Source organism: Streptomyces poriticola (genome assembly GCF_036689765.1).
In the GTDB taxonomy this organism is placed as follows: Bacteria; Actinomycetota; Actinomycetes; order Streptomycetales; family Streptomycetaceae; genus Streptomyces; species Streptomyces poriticola.
On sequence record NZ_JBAGKH010000004.1, the window covers coordinates 26,961 to 47,785 of the forward strand.

Below are 20,825 nucleotides of genomic sequence, written 5' to 3' on the forward strand. Positions count from 1 at the left end.
GATACGGCTCTGCCAAGATTTCCGTGAAGCGGGTATGTGCTTCTGTTCGCTGGTGACGCTCCGTCATGCCGACGGCGACACTCGGCCTGTGTGTCTGTTACGGATTGCGGTGAGTCCAACCCCGACGAAGCCGGTGCCGTGCCCGGAGCGTGGAACGCCGTCCCGTCGGCGGCACAGCGGGTATCAGCGTCGGCTCGCCGACGGCACGGTCGGGGGTCGCCGGGTACGGATCGAGCTGGTGATCCACCGCCTCTTCTGCGACGCCCCGGGCCGCGCGCCGCGACCGGGCGGGCCGCCGGTGGCTGCTGCATCTGACGCCCGCGCAGATGGAGTCGGTGCCGTACGGCGCCGGGGCTGCACGGACTCACCGGGTCGGCACAGCGAGGCCGACCGGTTCGCCCGCGAGTACGGGGTGATCAACCGGCCCCGACCGGAAGGTGTGGGCCGGTGGGCCGCCCGGCGCGGGCGTTGGGCTACAGTCGCGGCGCATGGGGATAGCGGATACGAGCATCGCCGCGGCATCGGCCGCGTTCAGCGGTTTCGCCGCGTTCGCTGCATGGCGGGCCTCCCGGGAGGCGAACGCCACCGCGGCGTCGGTCGCGCAGATCGAGCGCGACCGCTGGCACAACGATCTGACACCTCAGCTCCGTATCCGCCGGGAATTCACGTGGATCGCGGTCCGCTTCGACGGCCCGGACTCGCTGGGCCCGGTCCGCGTGCGGCTGGAGGTACGCGATGACCGTGACCGCTCCGACGACCCCGAACTGGCCGGCAGCGTCACCCGGCAGATGCGCGCACAGATGATCTGGGGCCCGCTGCGTTTCCGCCCCGGCATCGACGGAGCGGACGGCCTCGGCCGCACGGTGGCGGCGTTCCGGCTCGAACCGGGAGACCAGACCCGGTTCGCCACCGAACCGACCCTGCGGCCGTCCTGGTACGAGGGAGCCGACGGGGAACAACGATGGCGGGAGCAGTACCGGGATTCGCCGATGCGCCTGTGGGCCGTCTGCGAAGCCGACGGCCACCGGCCGTGGCGGCTCAGCTTTGAGGTGGCGCGCGGCAACGCGTGGACGGGCAGCGGTCCCACAGCGGGTGCCTGACCTGTCGCGGGTCAGCCGATTCCCCATGTCAAACGCCAGACGATTCCCCACCCTCTCGTGTCCGGTTGCCGACCCGAGCCGTCCAGGTGGCGCTCAGTGGTCCTCGATGCCTGTGCCGGCTCTCCAGGCGGCAGTGACGCATCCCTCTTCCCAGTGCCACCAGCCTTTCGCGTCGCCGCGCTCCAGCAGCTTGCGGATCCGCTGGATGTCCGCTTCCGGCGGGACGTCCAGCGCGACCATCCGAAACTGCTCGATGCCCTCACCGGTGGTGCCGAACCGGTGGAAGGTCTCCAGCACGGTCTGTCGGGCCGCGGCCGAGCCTCCGTCCTTCAGCACGATCAACCGGATCGTGCAGTTCTCCGACGCGTGAACGGTCTCCCCGGCCCGGAGCAGGCCGTCGTCATCGACGTCCACGCGCACGATGTCGCCGCTCGCGACCCCGCGCACGAACCACGGAGTGTTGTCGAGACGCACGGTTCCGTCGCCGAGGTCCAGTGCCCACAGGCTCTCGACGCTCGCCGGCGGCCGGCCGTCCCCGTCCACCTCCATGCGGAAGGTCTGGCCAGATGGCGCTGATCATGCAGATTCTGGGGAAATGCGTGACCGCCGACGCTCCCCGGCGGCCGGCCGGGACGCCACGACCTGCGGGCCTGCACGGGCTGTAGTAGTTGTGGAAGTACTGCCTGTGTGAGGACGAACGTGGGGCCCTGGCCTTCGTGGGAAGCGAGGCGGGGAACCCCTGATGGATGCGAGAACTCGGGCGTGGTCCCGGTGCCTCAGGTGCCGACGGCTCCCGGGTGCGAAAGGCAGGCCCCATGAGACTCGTGGTCGATCTCAACCGCTGCCAGGGCTACGCACAATGCGCATTCCTCGCCCCGGAGGTGTTCACCCTCCACGGTGAGGAGGCCCTGCTGTACGACGCGGTCCCCGACGAATACCGCCGAGAAGAGGTGCTCAGGGCGGCGGCGGCCTGCCCCGTGCGGGCCATCCTGATCCAGGATGGCCCGGTGGCCGCCCTGGACTCCGATCCGGACGCGGACTCGAACCCGGACTCGAACCCGGGGCACAACCCCGGACGTCCAACCGAACGGGGCCGGCCGTGACCGGGCGTGACGGCCGGATCGTCGTCGTGGGGGCGTCGCTGGCCGGTCTGCGTGCGGCGGAGACACTGCGCGAGGACGGATTCGCAGGTGCCCTCACCGTCGTCGGCGAGGAACGACACGAACCCTACGACCGGCCGCCGCTGTCCAAACAGGTGCTCCTGGGCCGTGTCCCCCCTGAGCACGTGGCGCTTCCCGCACGCCGCCCGGTGGACGCCGACTGGCGGCTGGGAGTCGGTGCCACCGGGCTGGACCTGGACGAACGGCTGGTGAGACTGTCCGACGGTGCGGACCTCCCGTTCGACCGACTGCTGATCGCCACCGGCGTCCGTGCGAGGCCCTGGCCGGACGAGGCGCAGGCGTCCCTCGACGGTGTGGTCGCCCTGCGCACGCTGGACGACGCCCGGGCTCTGCGGGAACGGCTGGACGCCGGACCGCGGCGGGTACTGGTCGTCGGTGCCGGTTTCACGGGGTCGGAGATCGCCTCGGTGTGCCGCGAGCGGGGCCTCGACGTGGTGGTCGCAGAGCGCGGCAGCGCACCGCTGGTCGGGGCACTGGGCGGCGTGCTGGCGGAGGTCGCCGCGGGCATGCAGCGCGATCACGGCGTGGACCTGAGGTGCGGCGTGACCGTCACGACGCTGGAAGGTGACGGGCGGGGCCGGCTGGCCCGGGCCCGGCTGTCGGACGGCACCGCACTCGACGTCGACGTGGCGGTGGTCGCTCTCGGCGCGGTGCGCAACACCGAGTGGCTGACCGGGTCAGGACTGGCGGCCGGACCACGGGGCGTTGCCTGCGACGCGGGCTGCCGGGCGTTCGACCTGAACGGCATCGTCACCGACGACGTCTTCGTCGCCGGTGACGTGGCCCGCTTCCCGCACCCTGTGTACGAGTACCAGCTGCTGGCCCTGGAGCATTGGGGCAACGCCGTGGCACAGGCCGAGGTCGCCGCCCACAACATGGTCAGTCCCGGGCCCCGCAGACGCCCTCATCTGTCGCTGCCGGCTTTCTGGTCCAGTCAGTTCGGGGTCAACATCAAGTCCGTCGGAGTCCCGACGTTCTCCGACGAGATCTCCGTGGTCCAGGGATCCCTGGAGGAACGGCGGTTCGTCGCGCTCTACGGCTATCGGGGGCGTGTCACCGCGGCGGTCACCTTCGACCAGGCGATGTGGATCGACTTCTACGGCGGGCTGATCGAGGCCGCGGCTCCGTTCCCGCCCGCATTCGACACCGTCGGCCGACCGGAGAAGACGGAAGTACTTCCGTCGGACGTCCGCGACCCGGCGATCCTCAGCCACGGCCCCACGGTGTCCGTGACCGGCCATCTGCCGGACGAACGGCGGACGGTCTTCCTGCGGCCGCCCGCCTGATCGGCGGCAGGACCGGAAGTCGACGCCCGACAGGCCAAGGAGACGCCTCATGACGACCGCGACGCTGCTCCGGCAGATCACCGACTACGCCCACCGCGCGGACCCCTACCCGTTGTACGCGCAGCTCCGGGCCACCCCGGTGGCACCGCAGGAGAACGGGCACTTCCTCGTCGGCACCTACCGCGAGATCATGCAACTGCTGCACGATCCCAGGATCAGCTCGGACCTGCGCAACCGGACGCGCAGGGAGGCGGACCCACCGACCGGTGAGGAGGCCGCGGGGGTTCCACCGGGCCTGATCAAGCTCGACCCACCCGACCACGACGAGATACGGCGGCTGTTCATGAGCCACTTCGGGCCCCCGGACAGCCCCCGGCGGGTGGAGACGCTGGGGGAAGAGCTGCCCGGGATCGTCACCAGCCTGATCGACGGTCTGGCCGGCCGGAGCCGGGTCGACATCGTCGACGACCTGGCCTACCCCTTCCCCGTGACGGTCGTCTGCCGGCTGCTGGGTGTACCGCCGGAGGACGAACCCCGCTTCCACGTCTGGGCCGACGCGATCGTGGCGTCGATCGACCCGGGGCCGGAGAAGGACCCCGGCGCACGCAGGCAGGCCGAGCAGCAGGCCAGAGTCGACATGGCCGGTTACATCGGCGGCCTCATGGCGGACCGCCGCGGAGCCCCGCGGGAGGACATGCTCTCCGGCCTCGCGAACGAAGACCTCTCGCACCGCTCCATCGAACCGATGGAGCTGGTCACCAACTCCGTCCTGCTGTTCATCGCGGGCCACGAGACCACGGTGAACCTGATCACGAACGGGATGCTCACCCTGCTGCGCAACCCCGGGGTCCTGGAGAGGCTCCGCGCGGATCCCGCCGCGATGCCGCAGGCCGTGGAGGAACTCCTGCGCTTCGAGCCGCCGATCCACATGCTGCCCCAGCGCACCCCGCTGACCGATGTCGAGGTCGCCGGAGTCGTGATCCCCGAAGGCGCGCCGCTGACACTCGTGCTGGCATCGGGGAACCGGGACCCTGGGCGCTTCCGGGACCCGGACCGCTTCGACCCGTGGCGGCCCGACAACCAGCACCTCGGATTCGGCAGCGGAATCCACAGCTGCTTCGGCGCACCGCTGGCGCGGCTGGAGGCGCAACTGGCCCTGACCGAGCTGATCCGCCGCCTTGACAACCCCAGGCTCGTGCAGGACCCGCCCGAGTACCGGTCGAACCCGATCCTGCGGGGCCCCCGCCATCTCCTCGTCACGCACGACGGGATCCGGCCCTGACCTCCTGCGGGCCGCCCGCAGGGCCCGCCACCGGGGCCCGCGCCATGGAGCTTCCCGGCTGAGTAGCCGAGGGGATTCTCACCCCGCACAGAGTGGAGCAGGCCGCCGACGAGGTGCCCGTGGCGCCGGTAGTTTCCGACGGCGGCCCCTTCCCGAACCCTGGAGGCGAGTCTTCCCCGCACACGGCTCTCCGGTCTTGGTCGGAAGCGGTTCGGGTTCTGGGTCGTTGGGCGGGCGTGAGCGATCTCGTGGGGGGGACGCGCGGCATGTGTCGCCGTAGGCGCAGGAGGCCCTGCGGCTGCGGGCGGTGGCCGCGTTGGTGACGGGGCGCGACCGTGAGGTCGTAAGTCAAAAGGCCTGGTCAGATAGTGTTGTGAAGGTCGATGAACGCCGCCCCGCCCCGCTGGTGGAACTCGGCGCTGCCGGTGCGCTCCATCCACCAGCTGATCGGGCACCGGCGGTCGACGACCTCGCCTACCAAGCTGTCTGGCACGGCGACCACGCCCGCGCTGAGTGCCTGCTGCTTCTTCTTTCCGCAGGTCGGGAGTTCTGGCGGGTCATGAGGGTGATGAAGGCCCACTCGATCTGGGCTTCGGCGTAGGACATGAGGCGCTCGTGGTCCCGCGCGTTGCGGCTGGCTCGCATCGTCCGCGAATTCGACCGTTCGACCGCCCAGTGCTTGGGCAACAGGACGAAGCCCTTGGCGTCTTGGGGCCGGGAGACGACCTTGATGTGGTTCCGAGGGTGGTCTGGGCCCAGGCGGGTAGGAAACCGGCGACCTCGCGCAATCGGGAGTCGCGTATTCATGAGTCGGCGAGGGCGCGTGGTCACCGTGAGTCGTCACCAGGAGCCGAGTGCCGCCAGGTTCCTCCGGCCTCTTCGGCAAGGCGAGCGGAGGTGTCGTCCTGGTAGCCGAGCATCCGGGCGACCACCGGGGCCTGGGCCTCGAGAACGAGGTGGCGGATCGCTGCCGTGCGCCGCCGGGTCAGCCGGGCCCGGCGGGATCCGTCGGACCGGCGGGTGGCGACATCAGGTGGCCGCCGATGCCCTGCCGGTCCGCGGTCAGTGCCGTGGCGCGGCGCGCCGGGTCGCCGATCCGCTGCTCCGCCGACGCCGTCAGGAGCTCGAGCTCCGCCCGCACCGCGGGCAGGCGTTCGGCGGGCAGTGCGTCCAGCAGCCCCTCGAGCAGGGCACGCAGCCGTCGGCAGACCTGGGTGGCATCTGCCCCGTAGTCCCTGATCTCGGTGACAGCGAGCTGCAGGTACTCCTCCCAGGAGCGGCCCGGCACCACGAGCCGAGGCAGGCCGTGCTCGTCGGCGATCGCGTACGGTGCGTGCAGTACGGTCCGGCCGAGCGTGTGCAGGAACGCCTCGATGTGGTTGAGCGCCTGCACCGCGGTGGTCGGGTCGTTCACGGCCGGGGACAGCGCGCGGATCGCGATGCCGACGAGGACGCGCAGGGCGAAGGCCGGGTCCTGCTCGACGGCCCGCTCGGTGCCGAGGGCGATCAGCCCGGTCACCTGTGACGGGTCGGGCGCAGGACGGCCGCCGTGGACCTCGACCAGGACGGCGCCCGGCGGAACTAAGTCCCCGACCGGATGTGTCACGACGAGGACACAGTCGTGACGCACCGCGGCGGCCGTCAGCCCGGCGGCGTTCAGCGCCTGGACGGCCCCACCGCGCTCGGTGCGGATGTGCGTCACCGGAGGGCGACCATGGCACCGACGACGGAGCTGAGGACGCTGCCGGCTGTGGTCGCCGAGTACCGCCAGTTCCCGGGCGCCCAGTCGGCGTCGCCCGCCGCCTGCGCGGCCTCGGCGAGGAGCACCCCGGCAAGCAGCCCTGGCATGGGCACGATCCACAGGCTGGCCCTGGCGTACTCACGGATCCGGAACGCCGTGGCCCAGGACATCATCGTCCGCACCCTGGTGGCGCGCACGATCCGGGCACCGGGTGCCGTGGCGGTGCGTGGCTCGACGGCACAGGCATCCTCCAGGGCGTGTCCGTGCTGCTCCCCCCCCGCTAAGGCGTGTCCGCCGGGTACGCAGAGCCGGTGCGGCAGGCGCGCGGGCGGGCGGGCGGCCGACAGGCCGGTCCGGGGCCGATTGCCTAAGCTGGGACTGCGCAGCGCCGAAAGGGGCTCCCCATGGCCGACTATCCGCTGATCGAGAACCACGGACTCATCGGCGATCTGCAGACCGCCGCGCTCGTGACCACCGACGGGACCATCGACTGGTACTGCTGTCCGCGCTTCGACTCCCCCAGTGTGTTCGGCGCGCTGCTGGACGGGGGCAAGGGCGGGCAGTGCACGGTTGCGCCGGTCCAGAAGACGTACGCGACGAAGCAGTTGTACCTTCCCGACACAGCGGTCCTCGTGACCCGGTTCATGACCGAGGAGGGTGCCGGTGAAGTCGTGGACTTCATGCCGGTGACCGGTCGGGCCGCGACCGACCGCCACCGGATCGTCCGCATGCTGCGCTGCGTACGCGGCAGCATGACCTTCGAGATCGACATCGCGCCCCGCTTCGACTACGGCCGTAAGCCCCACGAACGGCACCTGAGCGAGAACGGGGCCGTGTTCGCCTCGGACGACATCTCCCTCACCGTGCACGCGGTGCGCGAGCCGGGTGACGAACGGCTGCTCACCACACCGCCGGGCGGCAACGATCTGCACTTCCACGTGGCGCTGCACGCCGGTCAGCAGCGGGGCATGGTGATCGAGTCGTCGGCCGACGGGACACCGCCGAGCGAGATCCGCCTCGCGGAGTTCCAGGAGCTCTTCGACGGTACCGTGCGGTTCTGGCGTTCCTGGCTCGGTCAGTCGCGGTACTCGGGCCGCTGGCGGGAGGCGGTGGAGCGCTCGGCGGTCACTCTGAAGCTGATGACGTACGCCCCGAGCGGCGCACTGGTGGCGGCGCCGACGGCGGGACTGCCGGAGCAGCCCGGCGGGGAGCGCAACTGGGACTACCGGTTCACCTGGATCCGGGACGCCTCGTTCTCCGTGTACGCCCTGCTGGGGCTGGGCTTCAAGGAGGAGGCGTCGGCGTTCATCGGATGGCTGGGCGACCGGGTGAAGGAACGCGTGGGCAGCGACGGTGGCACGGGGCCGCTGAACATCATGTACCGGGTCGACGGCTCCTCCGGCCTTGACGAGGAGATCCTGGAGCACTGGGAGGGCTACGAGCGGTCGGCCCCGGTACGGGTCGGCAACGGCGCGGCCACGCAACTCCAGCTGGACATCTACGGCGAGGCACTGGACAGCATCTACTTCGCCCACCAGCGCGGTATCCAGCTGGACAACCGGGGCTGGGACTCGCTGCACACCATTCTCGACTGGCTGGTCGACCACTGGGACCAGGCCGGGGAGGGCCTGTGGGAGACGCGGGGCGGCCGCCAGCACTTCACGTACGGCCGGGTGATGTCGTGGGTCGCCTTCGACCGCGCCCTGCGGCTCGCGGCCGCCAGTGGCCGCCCGGCGGCGACCGGCCGCTGGAGCAGCGCGCGGGACGGGATCTACCAGCAGGTGCTCGCCAAGGGCTGGGATTCCGGGCGCCGGGCCTTCGTCCAGCACTACGGCAGCGATGTGCTCGACTCGTCGCTGCTGCGTATGCCGACGGTGGGCTTCATCACCCCCGACGACCCGATGTGGGCCTCCACGCTGGAGGCGATGGACCGGGAACTGGTCACCGACAGCCTGGTCTACCGCTACGACCCGTCGGCGTCGCCCGACGGTCTGCGAGGCTCCGAAGGAACCTTCTCCCTGTGTACGTTCATGTACGTCGACGCCCTGGCCCGGGCCGGGCGGACCGACCAGGCCCGGTTCGTGCTGGAGAAGATGATGACGTACGCCAACCATCTCGGTCTGTACTCCGAGGAGATCGCTCTGACCGGTCGTCAACTCGGTAACTTCCCGCAGGCGTTCACTCATCTGGCACTCATCGATGCCGCGATCACGCTGGATGCGAGGCTCAAGGAGACGCGTGCGGACGGATCCTAGCCGCCGGTCCGGTCCGCTCCGGCCTCGGCGGGACCCAGCAGGACGACCGCGTCGCCCGCCCGCGGGGTGGCCTCGCGGGCGGGCGCGGACGGTTCCAGCCTTCCGTCGGCCCTGACGACGAACAGCGGATCGTGATCGGCCGGCATCACTTCGGTACGCGGCAGCACCACGAAGCGAGCCCCTCGGGCATGACGTGCCGTCACCTCCCGGCGGGAGAGGCCCCCTCCGAAGAGGACGTCGTCATCGGAGTACGAGGCGAGAGTGGCGGAGGTGCCCTCGGGTGCGCCGATCCGGTGGACCGGACCGTCGACGCTGTCCCGCAGCATGATCGATGCCAGAGCGTTGAAGTCGTCGTCCTCGGTGAGCAGGAGGACCTCTGTGACGTTCTCCAGCCGTACCTCGGGGGCCGCCACGGTGGCCAGCAGTTCCCGGGGCGCGAGCGACAGTCCGGCGCGTACGATCCGTTCCCGCTGCCGCTCGGGTCCTGCCCACATCAGGACGTCGAGCCCGGCGGAGCCCAGCGTCCGGCCGAGGTCGATCACCCACGGTTCACCGCCCACGAGCAGTGGCCGGGCCCGCGCGGACCCGCCGACGCGCAGGGCGGCGGCCACGGGTGCGGCCGTGAGCGCGTAGACCAGCACGGTCCCGACGATCACGAGAAAGGTGATCGGCAGGATCTCGTCGGCTCCGTCCAGGCCCGAGTCCACGAGTGACGCGGAGAAGGTGGCCGCGGTGGATGCCGCCACGATGCCGCGCGGTGCCATCCAGCCGACGAAGGCGCGTTCGCCGCGGGCCAGATCCGTACGGACGGTGCAGAACCAGGCGACCAGCGGCCGGACCACCAGAACGAGCCCGGCGACCAGCCCGAGGCAGGGCAGCAGAACGGGCAGCACGGACGCGGGAGACACGGTGGCGGAGATGGAGACGAACAGCAGCCCGATGATCAGCTGGACGAGCGTCTCGAGGAACGGCCGCCGGGTCGGCAGGTCGAATCCGGGGAGGTTGGCGACGGCGATTCCGACCACGATGGCCGCGAGGAGCCCGGTGTCGTCGAATACCACGTCGCATCCGGCGGAGACCGCGATGACGACCGCGAACTGGGCGAGTGTTCCGAGAGTCTCGCCCAGCCGGAGAGTACGCAGGGCGAACCACAGCAGCGCCGTCGCGACCGCGCCGCCGGCGAGGCCGACCGCCACGTTGAGGACGAAGCCCCCGAAGCGGAAGCCGTGGCCGAGCTGGAACCCTCCGGCGAGGATGCACTGGAATACCAGGGCGCCCGTGACGGCGCCGACCGGGTCGATGAGCGACCCCTCCCAGATCAGGATGCGCCGCACTCTGCCCGTCGGCCGGACGTAGTCGAGCAGCGGGCCGACGACGGTCGGACCGGACACGACGAGGATGACGCCGACCATCGCGGCGACTGCGAACGGCACGCCGAGCAGGAGCAGAACCAGGGCAAGCGTGGCACCCCACGTGATCAGCGGGCCGAAGGTGATCAGGCGGGTCACGGCCCGGCGGGTGCCGCCCCTGAGGTGGCGCAGGTCGAGTGCCAGCCCGGCGTCGTAGAGGATCACGGCGACGGCCAGGGAGACCAGAGGCGGGAACGCGGGACCCAGGAGCTCGTCGGGGTCGACGACATCGGTCAGCGCCCCGGCGGTGAAGCCGACGGGCAGCAGCACGACAAGCGCCGGGATCCTAAGCCTGTGCGCAAGGATCTGGGAGCCGACGGCCAGGGTCACGGTGAGGCCGACACCCAGCAGGATGTCGTCCGTGCTCACGGTTCACCCGTCATGCCCAGGTCCAAGGGTGGTCTCCCGCGGTCAGGCGTCGCCGCCGGAATCCGACCGCCGCAGATCGGTGTCCGTGAGGGTTTCGAGTTCGCCGTGGGTGTCCAGCCAGTACAGCAGGGCGACGGCCGGGAACACGAGCACCACGGCGACCAGTGTCACCACCCCCAGCCAGCGCAGCGTGGTGGAGTCGCCGGCCCCCGCTGCGACGGTCAGCGAATCGGGGATCAGGTACGGGCGCTGGGCCATGCCCCAGGCGATCACGGCGGAGGCGACGACCGTGACGGACGCGACCCGGGACCACGTGCCGGAGGTGCGCAGCAGCAGCCAGGCGGCGGCGAGCGTGGCCACCGCCGCCAAGATGACGAGGGCCAGCCCCACGCCGTGGGTGAGACCGTGCCAGACGTGTGGGGCGTCGCCGTGCGTGACGATCAGCGTGACCACGGACAGCACGACGACCGCGGCAAGTGCGCCCAGGGCGCGCCTGCGGAAGTAGCCGTCGAGATCGGGAGCGTCGAAGCGGCGGGCGTCCGCGGCCAGGAACACGGCTCCCAGGAACGCCGTCGTCGCCACGGCGAGCAGACCGAAGACGACGGACGTGGGGTTGGACCAGGCGTCCGCTGCCGCGGGTGTGCCGGGCGCCACCCGGCCCGAGGCCACGCCGCCGACCGCCGCGCCGAGGAAGAACGGGGTCAGCAGGGAGGAGACGGCGAACACGGCCCCGTACAGGCGCCGCCCGGCGAGTCGCCGGGTGGGCTTGCGCAGGGCGAAGCCTGCGCCGCGCAGCACCAGGCCCACGGCGGCGAGCGCCAGGGGCAGCCACATGGCGGAGAAGACCGTCTGGAACAGCACCGGGAACCCGGTCCACATGATGACGAGGACGAAGATCAGCCAGACGTTGTTGACCTCCCACACCGGCGCCATCGCATGGTCGATCAGCCATCTGGGCCGCTTGCCGCGTTCGGCTCCTCCGGCCGTCAGGTCCCAGAACCCGGCACCGTAGTCGGTGCCGCCCGCGCAGGCGTAGGCTGCCACCGCGAGCAGCAGCACGAAGGCGATGACGTCGGCGATCACGACCGGGCGTCCCTGGACGGACCGTTGCCGGACTCGGCGGAGCCTCCGGCCCCGACCGCGGGGCGCGGGCCGTAGGGCGTGTCCGTCTCGGGGGCCGCCACCGGCCGTCCCGCCGCCTGCTGTTCGTCGGCGAGCCGCCATCGGGTGCGCATCCTGAGCAGGACGACGAGGAACGAGGCGAAGATCAGCACATACACGGTCACGACCAGGCCGAACATGATCCACAGTCCGGAGGCGCCGGTCGTGGTCACCGCGTCGGCGACCCGCATGTGCTGGTAGACGATCCAGGGCTGGCGTCCCACCTCGGTGGTGATCCAGCCGCACTCGACGGCGACGACGGAGGCGGCGCCGGCGCAAGCGGCGCTCCGGTAGAACCACCTGGACTCGGGCAGCCTCCTTCGGCGCAGCCACACCAACCCGTACCAGAGCGCGAGCAGTGCCAGCAGCGAGCCGATCACGACCATGACGTCGAAGGCCCAGTGGGCGATGGTGGCCTGTGTGGCGTTCGGCCGTTCGTCCGCGGGGACGGAGGTCAGTCCGGTGACCCGGGTATCGGGGCTGAACCCGGCGAGGATGGAGTCCAGTTGGGGGATCTTGATACCACCGGAGACGGTGCCGTCCGGGTGGAGCCGGCCGAACAGGTACTCCGGCACATGAGTGTCGGTCTCCCAGACATACTCCATCGCGGCGAACTTCACCGGCTGTTTGTGGAACACCGAGCGGGCGATGGAGTCGCCGAGCACGAACTGCACGGGTGTGAAGAGCGCGGCGACCGTGAAGGGAACGGCGAAGCCGAGCCGGTGGTAGTGGTCCCGCCGCCCGCGCAGCCACCCGACGGCATAGACCCCCGCGACCACGAATCCGGCGGTCACCAGCATGGCGACCACGAAGTGCCAGTACTGCGGGCCGAACATCGGGGTGAAGATCGCCTTCCAGATGTTCACGTCGGTGGGGTGGCCCTCGGCGTCCAGCGTGAAGCCCTGCGGGGTGTTCATCCAGGAGTTGGCGGCCAGGATCCCGAACGCCCCGAGCAGGGCCGTGGCGGGTAGCGGCAGGCCGAGCAGGAAGTGGGTACGGGGCTTGAGCCTGCGCCAGCCGTACAGGTAGATCGCGATCAGTACCGCCTCGAGGAAGAACGCCCACGCCTCGACGCCGAAACCGATGCCGAAGACATCACCCCACCGGCCCATCAGACCCGGCCACAGCAGGCCGAACTCGAAGGACAGGACGGTGCCGGTCACCACGCCGATCGCGAACTGCACCGCCATGACGGCCGACCAGCGACGGGCCAGCAGCAGCGCCGTGGGGTCGTTGCGGCGCAGACCCCGGTGGTGCATCACCAGGGTGATGAACGGCAGTGCCACGCCCAGGGGCACCAGCGTGATGTGCGCGGCGAGCGTGAAGGCCATCAGCGACCTGGCCGGGAGCGTCTGTGCAGGGACGTCCGCGAGCAGGGTGACCGTGGTGTGCATAGGCGCCTTTGCGGGAGGGAGGACTGAACGGGGTGCGGGTCGGTCAGCCGCCGGTCGCGAACCCGGGGAAGAGCGTCATGCCGCCGTCCACGTACAGCGTGGTGCCCACGACGTAGTCCATGAGATCGGAAGCGAGGCCGACGACTGCATAGGCGATGTCCTCGGGCTCGCCCACGCGGTCGTAAGGGATCAGCCGCAGCAGGTCCCGCTCGGCCTCGGGGGTCTCCCACGCGGTGCGGTTGATCGGTGTCCTGATGGCTCCCGGGGCGATCGCGTTCACCCGGATCCGCTGCGGGGCGAGCTCCTGGGCGAGGGTCTCCATCATCATCTGCACGCCGCCCTTGGAGGACGCGTAATTCACATGGCCGGACCAGGGGATGAGCTGGTGCACGGAGCTCATACAGATGATCTTCCCCGCCGAACGGGACACCTCGGGGACGACCCCGCGGCGCAGGAACTCCTTCGTGGCCTCGCGGGCGCACAGGAACTGGCCGGTGAGGTTGACGTCCAGCACCTTCTGCCACTGTGCCAGGGTCATCTCGGTGACGCCGGCGTCCCGCTGCAGGCCGGCATTGGCGACCAGGATGTCGATGGTCCCGAACTCCTCGACCATGCGCTCTGTCATGGCGGCGACCTGGTCCTCCCGGGACACGTCCGCCTCGTACGCCGCGGCCCGCACCCCGTACGAGGTGATCTCCTCGACGACCTTCTCGGCCGCCTCCTGGCCGGCCACGTAGTTCACGACGACGTCCGCGCCCGCGCGGCCCAGACCGATGGCCGTCGCCTTGCCGATACCGGAGTTTGCCCCCGTGACCAGCGCCTTCTGTCCCTTCAGCAGATGCGCCGGGATCACGCCCCGGGGTGCGCCCGCGGTGGAGTTCACGACTGTCCGCCTCCTCGCTGCATAGCCCCCGACGGTCGGCGTCACGGGCGGTCCACACCGACACGGAACCACCGCGGAGCTGCTCGGGCGTGCGCGCCGGGCGCAGATTGGGCCGCATCGCACAGGCGATTCGCTCCCCTGGAGCAGCGGGGAGCCGGCAACGGGCCGTCTTCGCCACCGGAGTGTCAGCCCAGCCGCTCCAGGAGGTGGTCGCCCACCCGCAGGGCGTTGGCGATGGCGGTCAGGGACGGGTTCACCGCGCCGATGCTGGGGAAGAAGCTCGTGTCGACCACGTACAGGTTGTCCAGGTCGTGGGCCTTGCAGTGCACGTCCAGGGCGGAAGTGGCGGGATCGTCGCCGAAGCGGACCGTACCGGCCTGGTGCGCGGTGGCGCCGATCGGCATGCCCTTGTGAAGGTAGATGCTGCGAGGCAGCAGATGGTGCTCGTGCATGCCCAGGCGGCCGAGCATGTGCTGGAGTTTGTGCCGCAGGCGTTTCAGTCCTTCGACGTTGTTGGACTCGTCGAGTGCGAGGTGGATCCGGCCGTCGCCGTCCAGGGTGACGCGGCTGTCGGGGAGCGGCAGGTCCTCGCCGCACAGCCAGAAGTCGACCGCGTGATGGGCCAGGACCTCGAAGGGCATGTCCGGCATCGCGGCTCCCGCCCAGCGCGGGGCCTCTCCGTGGATCTGCTCGGCGTCCGACTTGCCCAGCATCTGGATCCCCCCGAGGGGGTGATCCCAGTCGTCCGCACCGAGGTACCAGTCGTTCAGGGCAAGGGTCTTCTGGAACTGGGTGTCGTTGGGTTCCTTCGAAACGGCCATCAGTGCCAGGTTGTTGTGCCGCATGTAGTACCGGCCGACCACGTCCGAGCTGTTCGCCAGCCCTCGGGGGTGGTGCTCGTTCGCCGAAGCGAGCAGCAGGACTGCCGTGTTGACCGCACCGCAGGCGACACACACGACGTCCGCCGCGTACCGGGCCTCTTCGTCGCCGGCGAGCCGGACCACGACACCGCTGACACGGCGGCCCGTCGGATCGGTCTCCAGCCGGATCACCCGTGCATCGGTGAGCAGCTCGACCCCGGGGTGTTCCAGGGCGGGTTCCACACACACGACCTCTGCATCGGACTTGCCGCGCACCAGGCAGGGGAATCCGTCCACGCGGTTGCAGCGGATGCAGACACTGGAACGGGTCGCCCGCCCGTTCTCGTCCTGGCTCAGATTCACGCCGACGGGCAGATGGAAGGGGTGCAGGCCCGCCTTCTCCAGGTCGTCACTCAACTGCTGGATCCGCGGCTCGTGTTCGACGGGCGGGTAGGCGTACTGCGCGCCGGCCGGTCCCTCCCAGGGGTCCTCACCATGCCGTCCGTGCACTCGGTAGAGGTGCTCGGCCTGGGTGTAGTACGGCTCCAGGTCCTCGTAGCGGATCGGCCAGGCGGGCGAGACGCCGCCGTGATGACGCAGTTCGCCGAAGTCCTCGGGCCGCAGCCGGAACAGGGCGGCGCCGTAGAACTTGGTGTTGCCGCCGACGTAGTAGTTGACCTCGGGCGGGAAGGTGTCGCCGTGCTTGTCGAACCAGAACTCCGGGGCCCGGTACTTGCCCTTGACGAACACGGCGGTGGATTCCCAGTTGTCCCGTTCGCGCGGGAGGTAGCCGCCGCGTTCGAGGACGAGGATCCGTTTGCCGGAGGGGGCGAGGCGGTGGGCGAGCGTGCCTCCGCCGGCGCCGGTACCAATGATGATGACGTCGTAGTGGGGGGTGTCGCCCACAGCGACCACCGTCCTCGGGTTGCGGTCCCGGCTGCCCGGCCGGGCCCTTTCATGGCCGTCCCCGCCGCTCCCCCTTCTTCGAACGTATACGCTGCTCGCCGGCGCGGCATCCGGGGGCCGCGAGGGCACGGGAGCCCGCGCGGGGCACGGCCGGGCGGCGCAGGCACGCACAACGGCGGTCCGCCGGCATGTCCTCGGCGCGTTCCCTCGCGTCAGCCCGCGCCGACCGCCACCACGTTGGCCAGCGGCTCGCCCGCCGCGTAGCGCGCCGGCTGTGCACGGACCAGGGCGAGAGCGGGCGGAAGGCCGACGAGATCGGCCGGCGTGAACGGCAGCAGGGCCCTCGCCGTGGCAGACGGTTCGATGGAGGTCATCGGAGCGGACTCCTGGCCGTGCCGCGCCGGCCGGGGTGGCGAATGAGTGCCCCCCTGAGTGCCCACCCCCGGCTGACGGTTCGCGCCTTCGGCGCTCCGGCCGGGTGAGGCGCCATAGTGGGCAGGACCAGTGTCTGACCCGCCTTTGCGAGGAGGCCCGTCGACCATGCCCCTCGGACAGTCCGGACACGTCGGACAGCTGCGGCGTCGCGCCAGCCGGCTGCCGACCGTGGACTTCCCGGACGCCGACCCGCCCATCACGATCACCACCGTGACCGTGGACGCGTCCGGCAGCACGGCGGAGATCGTGGGAGCGGCGCTTCGCGCCCTGGGCCGCCCCGTGCCCTAGCCGGCGCGTCGGGCCGGGATGGTGACCGGTGTGCCCACCGGTCACAGCACGGCGATCGGGTTCACGGGGCAGCCGGTGGCCGCCTGGAGTCTGAGGGGGGCGACCAGGCACAGGAAACTCCAGCGGCCCGCCGCTTCGCACGCCTCGGTCAGTTCCTCGAACCGCAGGTAGTCCATGAGGTGCATCCCCATGGCGTGGATCGCCAGCACATGCACGGGAAAGGCGACGGACGGCACCGCGCTCGGGGCGGTGTCGTTGTTGCCGTCCGAGCCGAGCACGGCGATCCGCCGCTCGGCGAGATACCGCACCGCTGTCGGGTGGAGGCCCGCCCGGGCCTCTGCCGCCTGCCACGCCCCGAGTTCGGCGCGTCTGCGGCCGTGCCCCACGCGGACCAGCAGCAGGTCTCCCGGACCGGTCCGGACGCCCTGCGCTTCCTCGGCCGCGGCCAGGTCTCCGGCCGTCACATGCTCTCCGGGCTCCAACCACGGCACCCCGCGCAGCCGTGGGACGTCCAGCAGCACGCCGCGCCCCACGATGCCGTCGCGCACCGTGTCGAGGGTCAGCGCACCGGCGCCCTCCGGGGTCACGCTGCTCGCCGGGACGTCGTTGTAGAGCCCGCCGTCGTAGATCACGTGGCAGAGTGCGTCGAGGTGGCTGTCCGCGTTGCCATGCACGTTCATCGCGAACCGGTCGAGGGCGAAGTGCAGTCCGTCCGGGCCGGCGTCCCCGTCGGCCGGGGTGAGCATGCGGTGGCTCGCGGGATGCGGGTTGTCCGGGCCGGGATCCGTCTCGACCGGCGCCGCGAGGGACACCGTGCGCCCGGTGCGGACCTCAGCGGACGCTGCCACCACTCGCTCGGGCGTGAGCCGGCGGAGGGTGCCGCGCCGGTCCTCCGGACCGCGCGGGGCAGACTCGCGCAGCTCCCGGTACAGGTCGCGGAACGCCTCGTCGGTCATGCCGTGCGAGGCCGGCGCTGCGGCGGTCACGGGGACCTCCAGGGACGCAGGGACCACCGGAGCACATGGGTGCCACCCGGTTCCAGCGTGGTCGGATCCGTGCCGCTGCGGAAGGCGTCCGGTGGGCAGGGCATGGCCTCCGCAGCCGGCCCCTGCCGCCTTCGCGCGGGCTCGGCGAGGGTGTCACCCGTGTAGATCCGGACGCAGCGGGCGCTCTCGCCGAGCAGGACATCGACACCGTGCTCTCCGGAGGGGTGCGCGAGACGCACGGCAGCCCTGCCGGAGGCGTCCCGGTAGAGGCCGGTGAACGTGGTGTCGAGGCGCTGGTCCCCGACGGTGCGTGCGGTACGGAAGTCGTACGGGGTGCCGTCGACGGGCTCGCTGCCGACGGGCAGACCCTGCTCGTCGGTGACCAGCCGGTGGCGCGCGGGCACGGTGGGGACCGCCTCGTCCACGGCGGCGGTACCGACGGTCACATAGGGGTGCTGGCCTGGCCCGTACGGCGCCGCGGTGTCACCGGTGTCGGTCGCCGTGGGGGCGACCTCCAGCCCCCGGGGCCCCAGCGGGCAGTCGGCCAGGGCCTCCAGCTGGAAGGGGTATCCGGGCTGCGGGTGGAGCGTGCTGCCGACCCGGACGCCGTCGTCCGCGCGGTCGAGCAGCCGCCAGGAGGTCCAGCGCAGAAGTCCGTGGACGGCGTTGCCCCGTTCGGGCTCGCTCAGCGGGAGTTGGTGATCCTGTCCTTCGAAGGGGTAGCGCCCGCCGCCGATGCGGGTAGGCCACGGGAGCAGTACTTGGCCCCGGCCGCCGCCGATGGGTGCCTCGGCGGTGAGTCCGTCCAGCAGCGGCCGACCGTCCATCTCGTGGTGGCCGCCGTGGCTCAGTGACCGCTGCTCTCCGGTAGGGCTGGGGCGCATCGGCGGCTCCTCGATGGTGCGGTGCGGCCGGCCGCTCGGCCGGCCGGGGTGCAGGGTGCGGCCAGTGCCACAGAGCAGCAGCGGCCACGGGGGTGGAGTCCGGCCCAGGGACGGCGGCAGACCGGCCCATACGTCCTGCTCCGGCTTGTGGAACAGGACGAGGAACCAGAACGCCGACAGCGACACGAGGACGCCGGTCACGGCGCAGTACACCGGCCCCCTTGGACGGCCGCTCCCGCGGCCGGTCCGCTCCCTCGTCCCGCAGGGATCCGTCGCGCGGATCCGACCGCCGGCCCGGCTTCGTCATGGGGTCGTCCCTTCCCGCTCCCCCATTTCGGTGTCAGCCCAGGAAACTCTGCTTCTGCACCGCGAACTCCTCTTCGGTCAGAACCCCTCGGGCCCTCGGCTCCCCCGGTTCCCTGAGCCCGGACAGATCTTCGCCCATGGCCACTCCTGACGAGCAGCTGCGAAGGCTCGCCCCCGCCCCGCCGTCACCGTCCGGCGGCGGGCACCGCGACCAGGGCGGCCAACGGCCCTCCCCGACATTCCAGCACCCCGTGCCACACCGCGCATGTCGTCGGGTCGGCAGCCGACACCTTCCCGGCACAGCAGGACGCATCCGGGCTGTGCTGCTCAGCTGCGGATGGGACCTGTCCACGGCGGCGCATCCAGGTGCCCCGTCATCAGCCGCGGCGTCCGGGAGCTCGGTCCACCGTGCGGCCATGGCCGGGAACACCGGCGAATGTGCCGCTGACAGGCAGGGCCTCATCCTTCGAGCCGAACACTGCATCCGGCCAGGCGGAGACACGTGCCCGGCGGCGGACACGACGCGACGGCTTCCGGGGATCGGCGGGGGCCGGCGGGCCGTGCGCGAAGGTCCTGGTCCTTGCGAGGGGTCCCTGTTCTCTCTCACCGTTCTCTCTCACCCAGCTCAGGACATTCCTCGCGCTGGTGACGGCTCCGCTCGCACGCCAGCGCCTGTCGCACCACACCGGCGGGGAGGTCCCGTGAGGGGGCATGGTGAGGAGTCCGTCCCCTCCGGTCCGCTGCCGCGCAGCTGCTTGCGAGCTGTGACGAAGGCTCGCGGTGACCGCGTACGAGTTGTCCCCGGCAGGGCTCTGCGGGTCGCCTCGCTGCGGTCTCGGCCGCAACGCAGAATGCGGCATACCGAACGGCGGAGGCGATTGGGGGCGGTCATGAGCAGCGCAAACGGACGAGACGGACAGCCCAAGGCCCAGGGAAAGGTCACGGGCTGGCTGTCGAAGGTGTTCGAGCTCTCCCCCTCCGGGCTGGACTGGCAGCGAGGAGTGGTGGCGCTGGACGTCGGGCTCGGGGTGCTGATCGTGTTCCGGGCGATCGGGCATGAGCAGTATCTGCTCAGTGCACTGTTCGGCCTGCTGTTCGCAGGGCTGCAGGACCCCGGAGGCCGGTTCGGGCAACGAGCGTCGCACCTCGCCGTCTTCGCGCTGATCGGCGCAGGAGTGACCGCGCTGGGATTCGGCCTCGGGACAGCGGCCTGGGGCTGGATGGTGCTTGCAGCTTTCGCCGTCACACTGGGCGCCGGCCTGGCCGTCGCGTTCGGCGTGCGCAGATTCGTTGCCGCCCTGCTGCTGAACGTGTGGTTCATCGGCGCCCTCGCTCTCGCCTTCAGCCTCCATGATTCCGCCCGGGTCACCAGTCACACCTGGGCTCAGGTGCTTGCCTGGATCGGTGGGGCGGTGCTGTGGACCGCGGTGGCGTTCCTCCACTGGCTGATCCGCGGGCGCCAGGACCTGCCCCGGCCGGTCGCGGAACTGCCCGGCGACACGTCCCGGCGGGAGCTGACACCGCCCGTGATCATGTTCGCGGTGATCCGCGCCGTGGTAGCGGCCGGCACCGTCGCGCTTGCGTTCGGGCTGAACCTGTCCCACGGCTCCTGGATGCCGCTCGCGGCCATGGTCGCGATGAAGCCGAGCCTGGAGCAAGCCACGCTGGTCGCCGCGCAGCGGCTTGCGGGAGCGGCGATCGGCGCCGCAGCCGCCGCGCTGCTACTCCTTGTGCCCGCCGGCGAACACGGGCGCCAGCTGTTCGCGGTCGAACGCGGACTCGAAGTGGTCGCACTCGTTCTGTTCATGCACGCGCTGGCGATTCGCTTCCTGAACTACACGCTGTACTGCGCGGCCATCGCCGCAGGGGTGCTCATCCTTGTGGACCTCCCGCAGTCTTCCGACTATGCCGCTGTGGGCTACCGGGTACTGTGGACCTTCTGCGGCGTGGGAATCGCACTGGTCAGCATGCTGCTCGCGGGCCTGCTCGCCAAGCGCACCGAAGCTTCCCCTTGATCACGGACACCTGGAGACCGGGACGTGAGATTCCAGAGGAAGTGGTGCCAGGTGGGAAGCAAGAGCAACCGCATCGACCGCGGG

General features: G+C 71.0%; 18 protein-coding genes and 1 pseudogene. 7 read left to right on the top strand and 12 right to left on the bottom strand.

Translation table 11 applies throughout. The features are described 5' to 3' along the window. Nucleotides 1-488: 488 nt before the first annotated feature. Entirely contained in the window at nt 489-1,100 is a 612-nt protein-coding gene (locus V5O46_RS07740) for a hypothetical protein (RefSeq protein WP_332883721.1), read from the top strand. A gap of 93 nt (nt 1,101-1,193) precedes the next feature. Here V5O46_RS07740 and V5O46_RS07745 read toward each other — a convergent pair whose 3' ends face one another. Continuing rightward, complete coding sequence (locus V5O46_RS07745; RefSeq protein WP_332883722.1) at nt 1,194-1,649, bottom strand: DUF4265 domain-containing protein; 456 nt, start codon at nt 1,647-1,649, stop codon at nt 1,194-1,196. A gap of 266 nt (nt 1,650-1,915) precedes the next feature. Here V5O46_RS07745 and V5O46_RS07750 point away from each other — a divergent pair, with 266 nt between their 5' ends. The 3 genes from V5O46_RS07750 to V5O46_RS07760 are packed head-to-tail and all read left to right on the top strand — an operon-like array spanning nt 1,916 to nt 4,849. After that, complete coding sequence (locus tag V5O46_RS07750; RefSeq protein ID WP_332883723.1) at nt 1,916-2,203, top strand: ferredoxin; 288 nt, start codon at nt 1,916-1,918, stop codon at nt 2,201-2,203. After that, nucleotides 2,200-3,567 carry an NAD(P)/FAD-dependent oxidoreductase gene (locus V5O46_RS07755; protein WP_332883724.1) on the top strand — a complete coding sequence of 456 codons (1,368 nt, stop codon included), beginning with the start codon at nt 2,200-2,202 and terminating at the stop codon, nt 3,565-3,567. The genes V5O46_RS07750 and V5O46_RS07755 overlap by 4 nt, the downstream gene beginning before the upstream one ends. Before the next feature lie 49 nt (nt 3,568-3,616). Beyond that, nucleotides 3,617-4,849 carry a cytochrome P450 gene (locus tag V5O46_RS07760; RefSeq protein ID WP_332883725.1) on the top strand — a complete coding sequence of 411 codons (1,233 nt, stop codon included), beginning with the start codon at nt 3,617-3,619 and terminating at the stop codon, nt 4,847-4,849. 361 nt (nt 4,850-5,210) lie between these two features. On the opposite strand, the gene V5O46_RS07765 is transcribed toward V5O46_RS07760, so the two are convergent. The 3 genes from V5O46_RS07765 to V5O46_RS07775 all read right to left on the bottom strand — a co-directional run bounded on the left by V5O46_RS07765 (nt 5,211) and on the right by V5O46_RS07775 (nt 6,787). After that, a complete protein-coding gene (locus tag V5O46_RS07765; protein WP_332883726.1) occupies nt 5,211-5,342 on the bottom strand; it encodes a hypothetical protein in 132 nt (43 codons plus the stop codon). Between the two features lie 492 nt (nt 5,343-5,834). Beyond that, complete coding sequence (locus V5O46_RS07770; protein ID WP_332883727.1) at nt 5,835-6,551, bottom strand: DUF2254 family protein; 717 nt, start codon at nt 6,549-6,551, stop codon at nt 5,835-5,837. Continuing rightward, nucleotides 6,548-6,787, bottom strand: coding sequence for a hypothetical protein (locus V5O46_RS07775; protein WP_332883728.1), 240 nt, complete (start codon nt 6,785-6,787; stop codon nt 6,548-6,550). Before V5O46_RS07775 ends, V5O46_RS07770 begins: the two co-directional genes overlap by 4 nt. A 198-nt stretch (nt 6,788-6,985) precedes the next feature. Between V5O46_RS07775 and V5O46_RS07780 the strand changes: the two are divergent. Then, nucleotides 6,986-8,845 (top strand): annotated as a pseudogene (locus V5O46_RS07780) (glycoside hydrolase family 15 protein); the annotation flags it as partial. Here the strand turns inward: V5O46_RS07780 and V5O46_RS07785 are convergent. From V5O46_RS07785 to V5O46_RS07810, 6 genes are all read right to left on the bottom strand, one after another. Then, nucleotides 8,842-10,623: a cation:proton antiporter gene (locus V5O46_RS07785; RefSeq protein ID WP_332883729.1), complete on the bottom strand. Its 1,782-nt coding sequence runs from the start codon at nt 10,621-10,623 to the stop codon at nt 8,842-8,844. The pseudogene V5O46_RS07780 and the gene V5O46_RS07785 sit on opposite strands and share 4 nt — an antisense overlap. A 42-nt stretch (nt 10,624-10,665) precedes the next feature. Continuing rightward, nucleotides 10,666-11,706 carry a cytochrome d ubiquinol oxidase subunit II gene (locus V5O46_RS07790; RefSeq protein WP_332883730.1) on the bottom strand — a complete coding sequence of 347 codons (1,041 nt, stop codon included), beginning with the start codon at nt 11,704-11,706 and terminating at the stop codon, nt 10,666-10,668. Further along, nucleotides 11,703-13,178 carry a cytochrome ubiquinol oxidase subunit I gene (locus V5O46_RS07795; protein WP_332883731.1) on the bottom strand — a complete coding sequence of 492 codons (1,476 nt, stop codon included), beginning with the start codon at nt 13,176-13,178 and terminating at the stop codon, nt 11,703-11,705. Before V5O46_RS07795 ends, V5O46_RS07790 begins: the two co-directional genes overlap by 4 nt. Nucleotides 13,179-13,221: 43 nt before the next feature. After that, nucleotides 13,222-14,016: an SDR family oxidoreductase gene (locus V5O46_RS07800; protein WP_408648951.1), complete on the bottom strand. Its 795-nt coding sequence runs from the start codon at nt 14,014-14,016 to the stop codon at nt 13,222-13,224. Between the two features lie 230 nt (nt 14,017-14,246). After that, the gene (locus tag V5O46_RS07805; RefSeq protein WP_332883733.1) at nt 14,247-15,827 is read right to left on the bottom strand and encodes a GMC family oxidoreductase; all 1,581 of its coding nucleotides are present in this window, start codon (nt 15,825-15,827) and stop codon (nt 14,247-14,249) included. 212 nt (nt 15,828-16,039) lie between these two features. Then, entirely contained in the window at nt 16,040-16,201 is a 162-nt protein-coding gene (locus tag V5O46_RS07810) for a hypothetical protein (RefSeq protein WP_332883734.1), read from the bottom strand. A 166-nt stretch (nt 16,202-16,367) separates the two neighbouring features. Between V5O46_RS07810 and V5O46_RS07815 the strand changes: the two genes are divergently transcribed. Continuing rightward, nucleotides 16,368-16,550 (top strand): hypothetical protein, encoded by a 183-nt coding sequence (locus tag V5O46_RS07815; RefSeq protein ID WP_332883735.1) that lies wholly within the window; start codon nt 16,368-16,370, stop codon nt 16,548-16,550. Nucleotides 16,551-16,591: 41 nt separating this feature from the next. Here the strand turns inward: V5O46_RS07815 and V5O46_RS07820 are convergent, their stop codons facing one another. Together V5O46_RS07820 and V5O46_RS07825 are read right to left on the bottom strand one after the other, a co-directional pair. Then, the gene (locus V5O46_RS07820; protein WP_332884119.1) at nt 16,592-17,506 is read right to left on the bottom strand and encodes a cyclase family protein; all 915 of its coding nucleotides are present in this window, start codon (nt 17,504-17,506) and stop codon (nt 16,592-16,594) included. Between the two features lie 26 nt (nt 17,507-17,532). Next, nucleotides 17,533-18,621, bottom strand: coding sequence for an aldose 1-epimerase family protein (locus V5O46_RS07825; RefSeq protein ID WP_332883736.1), 1,089 nt, complete (start codon nt 18,619-18,621; stop codon nt 17,533-17,535). A 995-nt stretch (nt 18,622-19,616) separates the two neighbouring features. Here V5O46_RS07825 and V5O46_RS07830 point away from each other — a divergent pair. After that, nucleotides 19,617-20,741, top strand: coding sequence for an FUSC family protein (locus tag V5O46_RS07830; RefSeq protein ID WP_332883737.1), 1,125 nt, complete (start codon nt 19,617-19,619; stop codon nt 20,739-20,741). Nucleotides 20,742-20,825 lie beyond the last annotated feature (84 nt).

Excerpts from the sequence above, each read along its gene's own strand:
- V5O46_RS07745 (WP_332883722.1), bottom strand. The coding sequence starts at position 1,649 with ATGGAGGTGGACGGGGACGGCCGGCCGCCGGCGAGCGTCGAGAGCCTG.
- V5O46_RS07810 (WP_332883734.1), bottom strand. The coding sequence starts at position 16,201 with ATGACCTCCATCGAACCGTCTGCCACGGCGAGGGCCCTGCTGCCGTTC.
- V5O46_RS07760 (WP_332883725.1), top strand. The coding sequence starts at position 3,617 with ATGACGACCGCGACGCTGCTCCGGCAGATCACCGACTACGCCCACCGC.
- V5O46_RS07820 (WP_332884119.1), bottom strand. The coding sequence starts at position 17,506 with ATGACCGACGAGGCGTTCCGCGACCTGTACCGGGAGCTGCGCGAGTCT.
- V5O46_RS07740 (WP_332883721.1), top strand. The coding sequence starts at position 489 with ATGGGGATAGCGGATACGAGCATCGCCGCGGCATCGGCCGCGTTCAGC.
- V5O46_RS07795 (WP_332883731.1), bottom strand. The coding sequence starts at position 13,178 with ATGCACACCACGGTCACCCTGCTCGCGGACGTCCCTGCACAGACGCTC.
- V5O46_RS07815 (WP_332883735.1), top strand. The coding sequence starts at position 16,368 with ATGCCCCTCGGACAGTCCGGACACGTCGGACAGCTGCGGCGTCGCGCC.
- V5O46_RS07830 (WP_332883737.1), top strand. The coding sequence starts at position 19,617 with ATGAGCAGCGCAAACGGACGAGACGGACAGCCCAAGGCCCAGGGAAAG.
- V5O46_RS07750 (WP_332883723.1), top strand. The coding sequence starts at position 1,916 with ATGAGACTCGTGGTCGATCTCAACCGCTGCCAGGGCTACGCACAATGC.